The organism is Deinococcus soli (ex Cha et al. 2016) (assembly GCF_001007995.1).
Taxonomy (GTDB): domain Bacteria; phylum Deinococcota; class Deinococci; order Deinococcales; family Deinococcaceae; genus Deinococcus; species Deinococcus soli.
This window is the reverse complement of record NZ_CP011389.1, coordinates 1,687,498-1,700,252: the sequence shown is the minus strand read 5'-3', so window position 1 is coordinate 1,700,252 and position 12,755 is coordinate 1,687,498. Positions and strand designations below refer to the sequence as shown.

Sequence of the window (12,755 nt, the reverse complement as noted above, 5' to 3'; positions counted from 1 at the left end):
TTGTTTTTTAGAGGCTGGTCGTCTGGGCCTGCAATTCTGCCTCGCGTTCCTCGTACACGTCCGCGTGCTTGCGGCGCAGGGCGCTGGCGCTGGCGCGGGGCACCATCTCGCTGACGTTCCCGCCGTAACTGGCGATCTCGCGCACCATGGAACTGCTCACGAAGCTCCAGCGGGTGGCGGCCATGATGAACACCGTCTCCGCGTCCCCGATCTGGCGGTTCAGGTGCGCGATCTGCAACTCGTACTCATAGTCGGACACGGCGCGCAGGCCGCGCACGATCACGCTGCCGGTCTCCTGGCGGGCCATGTAGTCCACCAGCAGGCCCCCGAAGGTGTCCACGCTGACGTTGGGGAAGTGCGCGGTCGCCTCGCGCAGGATCTCCAGGCGCTCGTCCAGCGTGAAGAGGTGGCGGCCCTGCTTGCGGGCGTTGTGCATGACCGTCACGGTCACGTGGTCGAAGATCCGCGCGGCGCGCGTCAGTACGTCCATGTGCCCGCTGGTGATCGGGTCGAACGAGCCCGGGAAAACGGCGTTCATAACCCCGCCACCTTACCCGATTTCGCCGTCATCGTCGCTGTCCGCGTCCAGTTCCGGGGCGTCCGGGTGCCAGTACAGCGTCAAAGTGTTGCTGCCGTACTCGCGTTCCTCCCGCGTGAAGCCCGCGTGCTCGGGCAGGTGCAGCCGGTCCGGATGCTGGCACACCAGCAGTCCGCCGGGCGCGAGGACGCCGCTGGCGAGGATCTGCGCGGTCAGTTTCGGGATGTCCGCCTCGTACGGCGGGTCGCTGAACACCACGTCGAACTGCCCCAGGCGTTTCAGGAGCGCCCCGGCGTCCCCCTTCACGATCCGCACCCGCAGGTCCAGCGCGCGGGCGTTCGTCTCCAGCGCCCGCACGGCCCGCGCGTCCTTCTCGACCAGCGTCACGCGGTACCCGCGACTGGCGGCCTCCAGCCCGATCGCGCCGCTCCCGCCGTGCAGGTCGATGAACTCCGGGTATCGCCCGGCGGGCGCGCGGGCAGCCAGCAGGTCGAACAGGCTCTTGCGGACGCGCGCGCCGCTGGGCCGGGCGCTGTCGGGCACCTGCAGGCTACGGCCCTTCGCGGTGCCGCCCAGAATGCGCAGGCTCACAGCCCCTCCGGTTGCACGGCCTGCCGTTCGACCCGAGCGGACGCGAGTGGGAGTCGTGCGGGTTCCGGGCGTGGAGTGGCTGCCCCGGTGGGGTTCCGGGGGAGCCACGGAACAGACGGAATCCGCTTCATCGCTGGCCCCTGCGGAGGTGGGTGGGGGAGGGGAACGTCATCCCTTCAGGATAGAGCACGGTGCACTTGGCCCGGCTCAGCCCAGGTGAGGCGCGGCAGCTGCGAAGCCGTCCAGTGCGCCGGGCTGGAGCTGCCAGTCCTCGCCGTCGCGAGTGGCCTGCCCCGCCTGCACCAGTCGGTTCAGTTCGGCCTCCACCCGCTGCTGCACGCGCCGCAGCGGCATGCCTTCCGCGCCGTCCACGCCGCGCCACGTCAGGAACGCGCGGTGAAAGGCGGGCAGGTCGTTCAGGCCCACGTGGGTTTCCAGGGCGCGCCAGCTGATGCTCGTCATGCCCACCGTTCTACAGCATCTGCCATAAAGAGCTGTTCTTTATGGACGAGCAGAGCGAGTGAATGTTGCCGAGCAGGATGGAGAATGGAGGCATCAGAAGTCCGTTGTTCTGATGCCGGAATTCGGAGAACTGCTCTACGCTGCGCGGCGGGCCGCGTACAATGGCGGGCATGACCGATCTGCCGGGCGACCCTGCCGAGCTGCCGGACTCCAGTGCCCTGGAGGCCGCCTCGCCGGAACTGGCGCGCGCGCTGGACGCGCTGGGCGGGCAGCTCGTGTGGCGCATCGGGAAGGACGAGGCCAGCGACGACGTCGTGGTGCGGCTGGGCTTCGCGTCCGCCACGCCCCGATTCGCGCACCTGCCCCGGTTGCGCAGCGCCGGGGACGCCGAGTTGCAGGCGGCGCTGGCCGAGAAGCGAGTCGTGATCGAGTGGGTCGACTGATTCCGGTGCTCGCGTGATCGTTGAGGCGACGCAGGACTTCACGTTGCCCTGGGCCGGGGACGACGCGGCGGCGCTGGCGTTCGTGCGCGACCCGGCCCGCGCGCTGGCCCGCGTGCGTTTCCTGCGGGACCTGCGTGCCGACGGCGAGGGCGTGCGCGGCGAACTGCTCGTGCCGCTCCCCGGCCTGGGCGAGGTGGACCTGCCCTTCCACAGCGCCCTGACCGCCACGCCGGACGGGGGGGCGCTCACCCCGCAGGCCATCAGCGGCGAGCGGGCCTGGGTGGAGGTCGCCGGTCAGGCCCGCCTGGACGGGGGTGCGCTGCACTTCGCGTTCCAGTTCCGCGCGCACCTCGCCACGCCGGACGCGCAGGGCTGGGGCGGCGCGGCCTTCGAGAAGATGATCCGCGCCGCCGCTGCCCGCACCCTGGAGCGCGTGGCCCGCGAACTGCCCGCCGGAATCGCGCAGGCCGCGCAGGAGTGACCCACAAGGAAAGCGTCCCCGCCGAATGAGGGCTGGGACGCATTTTCTGAGCGGATTCCGTCCGTTTCGGTGGCTGATCGGAAGGGCGCCGATCGGCCACCTCCACTCCCGGAACCCGCCTGACTCCTACTCGCATCCGCTCGGGTTGAACGGAGCTGCGCCCCATCCAACCGGAGTGATTACGCCTTGACTTCGGGTTCGGGGAAGTCGAGGACGCGCGCGTCGCTCCAGAGGCCTTCGAGATCGTAGTACTCGCGGGCGTCCTTGGTCATGATGTGCACGACGACGCTGCCGCCGAACGCGAGGAGCAGCCAGCGTTCGCTGGGGCCTTCGACGCTGGGGCGGGGCAGACCGGTCGCCTGGGCTTTCTCGCGGATGTTCTCCTGCACGGCGTTCAGCTGGAGGCCGGCGGTGGCGGTGCAGATCACGAAGTATTCGAGGGTACTGCTGACGTCGGTCAGGTCGAGGACGGTGACGTCTTCGGCGCGGCGTTCGCGGGCGGCGTCCACGATGGCGCGCAGCTGGTTCATGGTGTTGGTGTCGGGGGTCATGGGGGCTCCGGGTGTTGAGTGGGGGCGGGGGGTGGTCGGGCGCGCGGCGCGGGCCTGGGGTGGCCTGAGCGGGCCGGGGCGCGCTGCAATGGGTCAGTCTACAGGGCGCGGGGCGGGTGCTGCCCCTGCCGTGACTTCATTTCGGGGGTCAGGGGTGTGGCGCCTCAGGGGATGGTGGGGGCGCCCAGGCCTTTCAGTCCAGCGAGGCTCTCGGCGGCGTCCGCGCCGAGCAGGATGCCGACCTCGCCCGCGCTGACCGGGAAGCGTTCGCCCTGCAGCCGGGCGAGGTTCAGAGTGTCGGCCAGCTGCGCGGCGTCGGCGACGTCCTGCTGGGTGAACACCTGACTGGCCTCGCCGCTGCGGGGGGCGGGCGTGACCTGCACGTTGCGGTAGCCCAGCGCGGTCAGGGCGCGGGTCAGGGCCGGGCCGAGGTTCTCGCCGCTGGCGTCCACGACCGTGACCTTCAGGTCCGGGTTGGGGGGTGTGGCGGGCACGTCGCCCCACACCTGCGCGAGTCGCTCGCGGTTCACGGCGAGGTTGAAGGTGCCGGGAATGTCGTCGGTGGGCAGCGTGGCGAAGCTGAGTTTCATCTGGCTCAGGTAGGGGCGCATCGCGGCGATGGTGGCGGGGTTCACGTTGGTTTCGACGCCGTTGCCAATGCCGCCCAGGATGGTGGGAAGCGCCGCGAGGCCCTGCGGCGTGCGGAGCTTTCCGGCCAGCTGCGTCAGGGCCTGTTTCTGGTGGTCGATGCGGCCGTAGTCGTCCCCGAATCCCTTGCGGACGCGCAGGAACAGCACGCCGTCCTTGCCGTCCAGGTGGTGCGCGCCGGGCGCGAGGTTCAGGTTCACGCCCGCCGCGTTGTCGATCCACTCGATGCCGGGTTCGGGCACGGTGACGTCCAGCCCACCCAGCGCGTCGATGACCCGCTCGACGTAGTCGGTGCGGACGATCACGTACGAGTCGATGTGTTCGCCCGTGATGGTCTCGGCAGCCTTCACGAGAGCCTCGGGCCCGCCGGAGAAGTACTGACTGTTGATTTTCTGTAGGGCCACGGACCGGTACCGGTCGAAGGGGCCGACATTGGTGTCGCGGGGGATGTTCAGGGCGTGCACGGTGGTGCCCTGCACCTTGACGACCATGACGGTGTCGGTGTTCGGCGGCTGTGCCAGCCCGGTGCGCTGGTCCTGGTCCTTGCAGGGCTGGCGGTAGTAGCAGTACACGATGTCCCGCCCGGCGATCAGCAGGGTGAAGCTGGGGGCCTGCCCGGGCGTGACGGCGGCGGCGGCCGAGGGCCCCGCGCCGCTCAGGAGCGCGAAGCCCCCCAGGGACAGGGCGGAGAGGGAGAGGCCGAACGCCTGCAGGGCGCGCAGCCCGGCGATGCGGGGGGCAGGGGGGTGGGTCACAGGTTCACGTGGGGCAGGGAAGGTGGGCGTTGCAGGGGAGGGCGTGGTAGGCCTTCAGGGTGCGGGGGTGGACCTGAATGCCGCGCCCCTGGAGGTACGTGACCTTGGAGACGATGGCGCGTTCCAGCGCGGCCGTCAGGTCGGTCAGGGCCAGTTCGCGGATGTCGGCGTTCACGCCGCGGCCGGGTTCGGACACGTCGGCGATGTACACGCACGACGAGACGGGGTTGCCGCCACGCGGGCCGGTGGTGTGGTCCTCGACGGCGTCGAGCACCACGCGGTCCTGGTACCCCCAGCGTTCGAGCAGGGTGCGGGCGGCACGGCCGTGCAGGGCCAGTGGGTGCGCCGCGTCGATGTCGCATTCAGGAGGCGCGAGACGCAGCAGTTCGTGATCGGGCAGGTCGCGGGCAATGTCGTGCAGCACCCCGGCGGCGTAGGCACGCATGTCGTCCAGGCCGTTAGCCCGGGCGATCTGCGCCGCGAGTTCCGCCACGCGCAGCACGTGCTCGTAGCGGCGCGGCTTGACCATCAGCCGCACCCGTTCCTCCCAGCCTGTCCAGGCCGCCACGCCGGGGGGCGGGGGCAGCACCTGGGCAATCACGCGAGTATGTGGCCGCTTCCCCACATCATGACCCTGACTATACGCCGCTTCCCCGAACCGAGCTGACACCCGGGTCACTTTCTGACGTCCGTCTGATCAGCGTGTCACGCGGCATTTCTCTGCCCTCCGGGGGGCAGGGCCGCCCGGTGCATCAAGGGGCCGTGCGGCGTGTCACCGTCAGACGCACGCTCACGGTCTCCAGCGCCTGCGCGCCCGCCGGGACGTTCAGGCGCACGGGCGCCGTGTACGTCCCCTCCCGGTACGTCACCTGCCCCGCGACCTCCCGCAGCCGGGCCAGCAGTTCCGGCGCCGCGACCAGACGCACCGTGCCCGGCTGCACGCTGACCGCCGTGACCTGCAGCCCGGACGGCGGGTCGTTCAGCACCACCCGCAGCGTCTTGACTGGCAGTTCCCCGGTATCCAACCGGCGCACCGTGACCGTACTGGGCCGCATGGTGACCCCGGTGACGGGCCGACCGGCAGCGTCCAGTGCAATCAGCGGCACCTCACGCTCGGCATTCACGCCCAGCGGGGCCGGACTCGTCGCCAGCCGCGCCACGCTCACGACAATCTGCCCCGCCCCGGACACGGTCGCCTCACCCGGCGTCACCTGATAGCGGGGCAGGCTCGAATCGGGCGGACTGGTCACGCTGAGCGTCACGGGCAGCGTGCGCGCCACCTGCGTGTCCACGAAGCCCTGCACCCGCGTGGGTGTCACGCGTTGCAGGGCTGTGCCGCCCGGCGCGGTCACGGTCACCGTGCGCGTGAAACTGCCCTCCGGCGCGTCGGTGACGTCCACCACCGCCTCGATGCTGTCGGGCTGCAGGTCCCGCAGCCGCTCCGGGCGGCCTGACAGGATCACCCGTACGGACGCCGGATTCAGGTTGCTCGTCGCGCGTTTCTCCTGCCCGTTGCCCGTCGTGTCGCGCACGGTGACCGGCACGTCAAAGCCCTGCTCGACGTTCGCGCGGCGGTCGGCGGTCGCCACGACCCACAGCGTCACCGATACCGCCAGCGCCAGCAGCTTCGGCAGCAGGTTGTGCGTCGTTCTCCCCCAGGCGTAGCGGGGGCTCAGCCAGCGCCGCAGCCAGTGCAGCCGCCCCTGCACGCGGTCCCCCACGCTCACGGCTGCACCTCCGGCGCCGGGTCCGGCAGGGGGCTGTACCCGGCCGGGTCGTACACCAGCGTCCGCAGGTGCTCGCGCAGTTCCGCGCCCGTCAGGTCCGGGCCCAGCCGCCCCCCCAGCGCCACGCGCATGCTGCCGCGCTCCTCACTGACGACCAGCACCACCGCGTCGGTCAGTTCCGACAGGCCGATCGCCGCGCGGTGCCGCGTGCCGTATCGGCGGTACGTGCCGTCACTGGACTGCAGCGGGAACAGGCACCCGGCCGCGATCACCCGCGACCCCTGGATGATCACGCCGCCGTCATGCAGCGGCGCGTTGCGGGCGAACAACGCCTCCAGGAACGGGACGCTGACCAGCGCGTCCAGCGACACGCCCGTCGCGGCGTACTCGCCCAGCGGCGTGCGGCGCTCGATGGCGATCAGCGCGCCCGTCTTGCGCTCCGCGAGGCGTTCCATGGCGCGTGCCAGGTCCTGCAGCGCCGCGCCGCTCGCCCCGGTGTCGCGTCCGCGCGGGCGGCCCACGCGTTCCAGCACCGCGCGCAGCTCCGGCTGGAACAGCACGATCAGCGCGAAGATCCCCACCGTCCCGGCGCGGCCCAGCAGGTACGACAGGGTCGTGAGGTTCAGCAGCTGCGCCGCCACCCACACGCCCGCGAACACCAGGATGCCGCGCACGACGTTCACGGCGCGCGTGCCCGCGACCAGCAGGTACCCCTGGTACACCAGAAACGCGACCAGCAGGATGTCCAGAACGTCCCGGACACTGACCTGTCCAAGCGGGGGCATCAGCGGCGTACTCCTTTCACGGGCGCGGGGGCGGAGGGGCAGGGCTGGGCAAGCGAAGTCGCGCCCACTATACGGTCTGCGCCCCATGAGAACGTCGCGGCCACGCCCCGCGCGTCCCCCGGAAGATGGACGCCGGGCACGTTCAGGGCCGGAACGCGGGAACGCCCACAGTCGCCCGCCACCCCCACGCGGGAAGCTGACCCGACCGGAGGTCCCACATGAACATCCATTTCATCGGCCACAGCACCTTCCTGCTCGAGAGCGGCGGGCACCGCCTGCTCATCGACCCGTTCATCGAGGGCAACCCGCAGGCCAGCGTCTCCCTGCAAGAAGCCCTGGAGTGGACGCTCAGCGCCGTGCTGATCAGCCACGCGCACGGCGACCACTGGGGCAACGCCCTGGACTTCGCCCGGGCCGGCGTGCCCCTGATCGCCACCGCCGAGATCGCCGGGTACGCCGGGAAGAACGGCGCGACCCAGCCGGTCGGCATGAACATCGGCGGCACCTACCGCGCCGGGTGGGGCAGCGTCACCCTGACGCCCGCGTGGCACTCCTCGTCCTTCCCGGACGGCACCTACGGCGGCATGCCCACCGGCCTGATCATCGAACTGGGTGGTAAGCGCGTGTACTTCGCGGGCGACACCAACCTCTTCAGCGACATGAGCCTGATCGGCCAGCGCGGCCTGGACGCCGCCCTGCTGCCCATCGGCGACCACTACACCATGGGCCCCGAGGAGGCCGCCCGCACCCTGGATCTCCTCAAGCCGAGGGTGGCGATCCCCATGCACTACGGCACCTTCCCCCCGCTGACCGGCGACCCCGCCGTCTTCCAGCGTGAGGGCGAGGCGCGCGGCGTGGACGTCCGCATCCTGAAGCCCGGCGAGCACACCACCCTGTAATGTAACGCCGCTGTAACACCGGACAGGGGAGAGGGGGCGACTGAACTGTAATCCCGGTCGCCCCCCTCTGTTCTGCTCGGCCTCAGCCCTGCCCGGTCACCAGCGGACGCGGCTGCTCCTGCTCCTCCGGCAGTCGCGTCTGGTTCGGCGTGGGGTCCGGGAACTCCGGGTTGGCCTTGCGGTCCGCCGCGCGCACGAACGACCGGGAATCCACGTGCACCTCCTGCGGCTCACGGACCTTGAAGCGCGTGGTGCGCGCCGGGACACCCATCGCGATTCCATGCGGCGGGATATCCCCGCGCAGCAGCGCGTGCGTGGCCAGCATCGCGTCGTCACTGATCACGCTGCCCGCCAGCACCGTCGAGTGGTACGTCACCCGCGCGCCCCGCCCGATCACCGTGCGCCGCAGCGTCACGTCCGGCCCGTCCAGCACGCTGTGCGTGTGACTGTACACGTTCACGTAATCGCTGATGCTCGCGTTGTCATGCAGCTCAATGCCGCCGATGTCGTCCAGCAGCACGTGCCGGTGCACGACCACGTCGTTCCCGACCTCCATGTTGTACCCGACGCTGAACTCCACGTTCTGCCAGCACTTGAAGTCACGCCCCACCCGCCGGAACACGTGCCCGGCCAGCACCCGCCGCAGCGGAATACCCAGCACCGGATTCTGCCCCACTGGCGTCAGGTCCGCGTTCTTCCACAGCCACAGCAGCGGCTTCACCCGCGTGAACGCCTCCGTGTCCGTCGCCATGTAATACTCCGCCTCGAACGTCACGTTCCGCGCGTCCACGTTCAGCGCCGCCAGCGGCGCGTCCGCCCGGAGCTGCTCCACAGAGCGGCCGTACATGAGCTCCGAGAGCACCCCGGCCGCCAGCTCGAACCGGTCCGTGCCCGGATCCGACAGCCGCGCGTCCAGATCACGCAGGAACTCGTTGTAGGTCGCCTGCGCGTCCTGACCAATCTCCACCGGCTTGAGCCACGTCACCCCCACAGGCTACCACCTACAGTGAAAAACAAAGTGGCCCGCTCCGACCGGTGTCGCGGGCCACCCAGGATCGGGCCTTCAGCGGACGTTGCGTCCCACGATGGACGCCCGCAGGGGCGTGTCCGCCAGCGGCGGGTACACCGTGGCGCGCCCGCTGATAGTCTTCTCGAAACGCAGGCGGTACGTCAACGCCAGATCCGATTCGGCCGTCAGGGCGACCTCAGCCGCGTTGGGGGGACGCACGTGCTCAGCCAACAGCAGCGCTCGCGCGCCGCTGGACGGCAGCGTGACCGCCGTCAAGGCCGGGACGGCGCAAGGATTCGGCGTTGTCGGCAGCGGCACCTGGAATTCCATCAGGACCAGCGACGTGGCCCCGGTCGAGGCGATCTTCTGCTGCGCGGGCATCTGGTCGTTGTACGTGGCGCGGTTCATCAGGTAGTACGCATACAGCACCGGGGTGCTGCTGGCATCGGTCACGCGCGCCGGGACGACCAGGCCCACGAAGTTGGTACCGACCGTCCAGCTGCGGGTCCCGGCGGCGTTCCTGGTTCCCGGCACGCTCGGCAGCGTCACGCTGGTCCCTGCGGGGATCACGCTGCACGCCTCGCGCAGCCGCGCGCTGAGCAACTGGGTGCTGACCATCGCGTCGGCGCGCAGCTGCGTGCGGGCGGTCAGCAGGGCGTTGGCGTCAGCGGTACTGGTTGTCAGGGAGTACGCCGCACCCAGGATCAGCAGTCCCAGCGTCAGCGTGATCAGGATCTCGATCAGGGTCAGGCCCGCCTGGGGCCGCTGAAGGGTCCGCACGTCAGCCGCCATACATCTCGAAGGTGATCTCGTTCGTGGTGCCGCCCGCCGCGTTCTGCACCCGCACGCGCCGCACGCTGCGTGCGGGCCGCACGGCCGCCGAGGCGCAACTGGCCGACAGGCCGTACGGGGCGCTGACCGTGAAATCACCCTTGCCGTCGGGCGTGACGTCCCAGACGGTGACGGTCATCCCGGCCGGGACGCTGAAGCCGTCCACGCAGGCGCGGCGTAGCCGGTAGCGACCCCGGGTGTCGGGGTCCACGCCGGACGCGGCGGGATCCAGCCAGTGGCGGCGCAGGTCCTCGGCGGCGGTCTGCATGCGGGCACTGAGGTTCTGCCGCTGCTCGGCCTGGCGGTTGTCGCGGAACAGGCCGGTCATGATCGAGGACACCATGGCCAGCACGACCGCCAGCACGACGATGGAGATCAGCACTTCGATGAGGGTGAAACCTTGCGTTCGTTCAGGAGCCATCCTGGATCACCTTACCTGTCACCCCGACGGTCCGCATCTGCGCGGTGCGGGCGGTGCGCGGGTGGCGCAGCACCAGGGTCGCCGGAGCGCTGGTCAGTTCACTGTACGGCGCACTGTACGTCAGGGTAACAGGCGCGTTCGTGAGCGAGAGGCTGTGGGGCAGCGTGACGGTGCTGCTGGCCCCGTTGATGGTCAGGCGGTACGTGGTGGCGGTCACCTGCTCGAAGGTGGCGGTGGTGTTGTACCGCAGGGCGCCGCTGCGGACGCGTTCCACGTCGGCGGCGAGTTGTGCGGCGCCCTCCTGCAACTGCCGGGAGTTCCAGTAGCTCAGCATGGAAGAGGTCCCGATCGCCAGGACGATTCCCAGGATTGCCAGGGTGACCAGCAGTTCCACCAGGGTGAAACCCTGCCGCACCTACATACCCTCGGCGCGGAAAGTGCGCGGCATGGTCAGTTCGGTGAAGTCCGGGGCAGCCTCGTAGGCGCCCTGGGTGGGGAAGAAGGGCGGCGTGAGTCCACTGGCCAGGCGGGGGTCCCATTTGAAGTTGCGGGAGTAGCCGCGTCCAGGCGTGCCGACCTGCCCCACGCCCTGGGACTGCTCCTCGATGATGCCGCCGGTCAGGTTGATCTTGGGGGTGGTGGTGCCCGTGGTGCGCGCGGTGGTGTAGTCCACCGTCCCGAAGCCCTTGCCGGTCGTGGCGGCCATCAGCGTCCCGTTGATGGTGATGTCGCGGTTCAGCGGGCCGTTCACCTTCACGTTGCCCTTCTCGGAGTACACGCCCAGCACGTTCTTCGAGTCGGACACACTGGGCGCGTCGGTGTAGGTGATGTCGTCTTTGATGAAGATGTCCCCGGTGGCCGCGACCGTCATCTGGCTGGTGGCGGCGATGTCAGGATTGCCGGTCCCGTCGCCCTTCAGACCGCCGCTGCCGGCCGGCGTCTGGGTGCCGATGTTGCCGTCCACGTACACCATGCCGTTGAAGGTTCCGCCCATGGTTTTCTTCAAAACACCGTTCTCGTACACGTTCCAGCTGTTCGGGCCGGTCTGGTCGAAGCGGGTGGTCTTGCCACCCTGCACGATCTCGATCCGCTGGAAGCTGCCAGTCTTGGAGAGAGTCAGGTTGTCCACGTTGCCTTTCACGAAGATGCCGCCCTTGCCGCTCTGGCCGAAGCTGCCGCCGCTGTTGGGCGTGGCGGCCGTGCCAGGAGCGTAGAACACCCCGCTGGTGGCTGCGCCACTGCCGAACACGGTATTCAGGCACGCGGCGGTGTTCGGGCAGTTGCCGGGTTGAATGCCGGTGGTGGCCAGCCGCTGATCGTTGGCGTTGGTGGGCAGGTCGATGGCGTCCACACCCAGCTGGTATCCGCCCGTGAACATGGTGTCGGCGCTGGGCCTGGCGGCCGTGGAGTACTCCAGGGTGGCGCTGGTCGAGGTGTACTTGCCCAGGAAGCGGGGGCCCCGGTTGGCGGCGCTGGCCCAGAACACGGGGGCGGTGCTGCCGAAAGCGCCGTTGGCGTGCACGCGGCCCTCGAAGGTGTCCTCGTCCCAGAAGACCAGGCGCCCGCCGTTGCCGGTGGCGGTGGTGCCGGGTAGGGTGCGGCGGTTCACGAAGTACTGGTACTGCGAGAAGGGCGGCTGTGAGATGACGATCTCGCGGGTGGTGAGTCCGCCCGAGGAGTAGCGGCGCTGCGCGACGATACGCCCGCCGCGCTGAAGGGTGGCGGTGGAGACCAGCGGCGTGCTCTGGAGCACGAGGCGCACCTTGTTGTCGGGGGTGATGGTCACGGACTGGATGCTCAGGCCGCCGCGGACCTCGGTGGTCAGGGTGCCGCTGGCGGTGCCCTGCGTGCTGGCACTGGTGGTGACCAGCACGCCGCTGCTGCCGCTGAACATGTTGCGCCACTGCCCTTTCCACTGGGCGTCGGTCAGGCCGGGGGGGATCTTGGTGCGGTCGCGCAGGAAGGCCAGCTGGTTGTCCTTGGCAGCGCCACTCAGGCCGGGCGGGGTGCAGAGTTTGTTCCCGGCGGGCGGCAGGTTCGGCACGTTGGCAGGCAGGGTGACCTTGCCGGGCATGCCGCACACGGCGCCCAGGCCCGTCAGGATCTCGTCCTGCTGGGTACCCTTGGCGATTTGAATGCTGTTCAGGACGTCCGCGAAGGCGTCGGCGGTGGCCTGGGCGCGGGCCAGTGAGGATTCCGCGGCGTACTGGGCTTCCAGTGCGGCGCGGTTGTCGGCCACGCCGCGCTGGCTGCCCAGGATCACGGTGGCGGTCATGGAGAGCAGCACGGCGATCACCAGGCAAGCGCCCAGCACCGTGATCAGGGTGCTCATGCCCTGCACGGTGCTGAACGGCGTGGTGTGGGCCGCAGGGGTGGGGCGGCGGGCTGGGATGTTCATCTCTGGGTGGTCTCCTGTGGGTGGGTGGCAGGGACTGACACCCGGGTCACTGTGGGAAATATCGCGTATGCGCTCTTGCAAGTTTCTGGCAGGCGACGTGTGCAGCGTGTGAACTTCTTCAAAAATACCCCCATCGCTACTTCCCCCGGGGGTGGGCCCTGGATGGGGGGGGCGCCTGCGGGGCGTGACCTTTTCCTGAAGGTGCCGTCAGGTCCG

General features: G+C 69.9%; 16 protein-coding genes. 3 read left to right on the top strand and 13 right to left on the bottom strand.

Translation table 11 applies throughout. The features are described 5' to 3' along the window. Positions 1–7: 7 nt before the first annotated feature. From coaD to SY84_RS08380, 3 genes are all read right to left on the bottom strand, one after another. The gene (coaD, locus tag SY84_RS08390; protein ID WP_046843645.1) at positions 8–538 is read right to left on the bottom strand and encodes a pantetheine-phosphate adenylyltransferase; all 531 of its coding nucleotides are present in this window, start codon (positions 536–538) and stop codon (positions 8–10) included. Positions 539–550: 12 nt separating this feature from the next. Next, positions 551–1,129 carry an RsmD family RNA methyltransferase gene (locus SY84_RS08385; protein ID WP_046843644.1) on the bottom strand — a complete coding sequence of 193 codons (579 nt, stop codon included), beginning with the start codon at positions 1,127–1,129 and terminating at the stop codon, positions 551–553. Between the two features lie 207 nt (positions 1,130–1,336). Next, a complete protein-coding gene (locus tag SY84_RS08380; RefSeq protein ID WP_046843643.1) occupies positions 1,337–1,591 on the bottom strand; it encodes a hypothetical protein in 255 nt (84 codons plus the stop codon). A gap of 170 nt (positions 1,592–1,761) precedes the next feature. Between SY84_RS08380 and SY84_RS08375 the strand changes: the two genes are divergently transcribed. Both SY84_RS08375 and SY84_RS08370 read left to right on the top strand, forming a co-directional pair. Next, positions 1,762–2,034, top strand: coding sequence for a DUF3248 domain-containing protein (locus SY84_RS08375; RefSeq protein WP_046843642.1), 273 nt, complete (start codon positions 1,762–1,764; stop codon positions 2,032–2,034). A gap of 13 nt (positions 2,035–2,047) precedes the next feature. Beyond that, entirely contained in the window at positions 2,048–2,515 is a 468-nt protein-coding gene (locus SY84_RS08370; RefSeq protein WP_046843641.1) for a DUF3809 domain-containing protein, read from the top strand. Between the two features lie 179 nt (positions 2,516–2,694). Here SY84_RS08370 and rsfS read toward each other — a convergent pair whose 3' ends face one another. The 5 genes from rsfS to cdaA form a co-directional block, all read right to left on the bottom strand. Continuing rightward, on the bottom strand, positions 2,695–3,066 hold the full coding sequence (gene rsfS / locus SY84_RS08365; protein WP_046843640.1) for a ribosome silencing factor: 372 nt from the start codon (positions 3,064–3,066) through the stop codon (positions 2,695–2,697). A gap of 164 nt (positions 3,067–3,230) precedes the next feature. After that, positions 3,231–4,469 (bottom strand): LCP family protein, encoded by a 1,239-nt coding sequence (locus SY84_RS08360; RefSeq protein ID WP_046843639.1) that lies wholly within the window; start codon positions 4,467–4,469, stop codon positions 3,231–3,233. A 4-nt stretch (positions 4,470–4,473) separates the two neighbouring features. Next, positions 4,474–5,070 carry a bis(5'-nucleosyl)-tetraphosphatase (symmetrical) YqeK gene (gene yqeK, locus SY84_RS08355; protein WP_046843638.1) on the bottom strand — a complete coding sequence of 199 codons (597 nt, stop codon included), beginning with the start codon at positions 5,068–5,070 and terminating at the stop codon, positions 4,474–4,476. A gap of 151 nt (positions 5,071–5,221) precedes the next feature. Beyond that, complete coding sequence (locus SY84_RS08350; RefSeq protein ID WP_046843637.1) at positions 5,222–6,196, bottom strand: YbbR-like domain-containing protein; 975 nt, start codon at positions 6,194–6,196, stop codon at positions 5,222–5,224. After that, positions 6,193–6,981, bottom strand: coding sequence for a diadenylate cyclase CdaA (gene cdaA, locus SY84_RS08345; RefSeq protein ID WP_046843636.1), 789 nt, complete (start codon positions 6,979–6,981; stop codon positions 6,193–6,195). The genes SY84_RS08350 and cdaA overlap by 4 nt, the downstream gene beginning before the upstream one ends. Before the next feature lie 218 nt (positions 6,982–7,199). Here cdaA and SY84_RS08340 point away from each other — a divergent pair, with 218 nt between their 5' ends. Next, positions 7,200–7,880, top strand: a complete 681-nt coding sequence (locus SY84_RS08340; RefSeq protein WP_046843635.1) for a metal-dependent hydrolase — start codon at positions 7,200–7,202, stop codon at positions 7,878–7,880. Positions 7,881–7,962: 82 nt separating this feature from the next. Here SY84_RS08340 and SY84_RS08335 read toward each other — a convergent pair whose 3' ends face one another. From SY84_RS08335 to SY84_RS08315, 5 genes are all read right to left on the bottom strand, one after another. Next, positions 7,963–8,865 (bottom strand): acyltransferase, encoded by a 903-nt coding sequence (locus tag SY84_RS08335; RefSeq protein WP_046843634.1) that lies wholly within the window; start codon positions 8,863–8,865, stop codon positions 7,963–7,965. Positions 8,866–8,943: 78 nt separating this feature from the next. Further along, on the bottom strand, positions 8,944–9,669 hold the full coding sequence (locus tag SY84_RS08330) for a prepilin-type N-terminal cleavage/methylation domain-containing protein (RefSeq protein ID WP_157882935.1): 726 nt from the start codon (positions 9,667–9,669) through the stop codon (positions 8,944–8,946). A 1-nt stretch (position 9,670) separates the two neighbouring features. Further along, positions 9,671–10,141, bottom strand: coding sequence for a PulJ/GspJ family protein (locus SY84_RS08325; RefSeq protein ID WP_081424544.1), 471 nt, complete (start codon positions 10,139–10,141; stop codon positions 9,671–9,673). Then, entirely contained in the window at positions 10,131–10,556 is a 426-nt protein-coding gene (locus SY84_RS08320; protein WP_046843631.1) for a pilus assembly FimT family protein, read from the bottom strand. The genes SY84_RS08325 and SY84_RS08320 overlap by 11 nt, the downstream gene beginning before the upstream one ends. Next, positions 10,557–12,539, bottom strand: coding sequence for a hypothetical protein (locus SY84_RS08315; RefSeq protein WP_046843630.1), 1,983 nt, complete (start codon positions 12,537–12,539; stop codon positions 10,557–10,559). It abuts the gene before it with no gap. Positions 12,540–12,755: the final 216 nt, after the last annotated feature.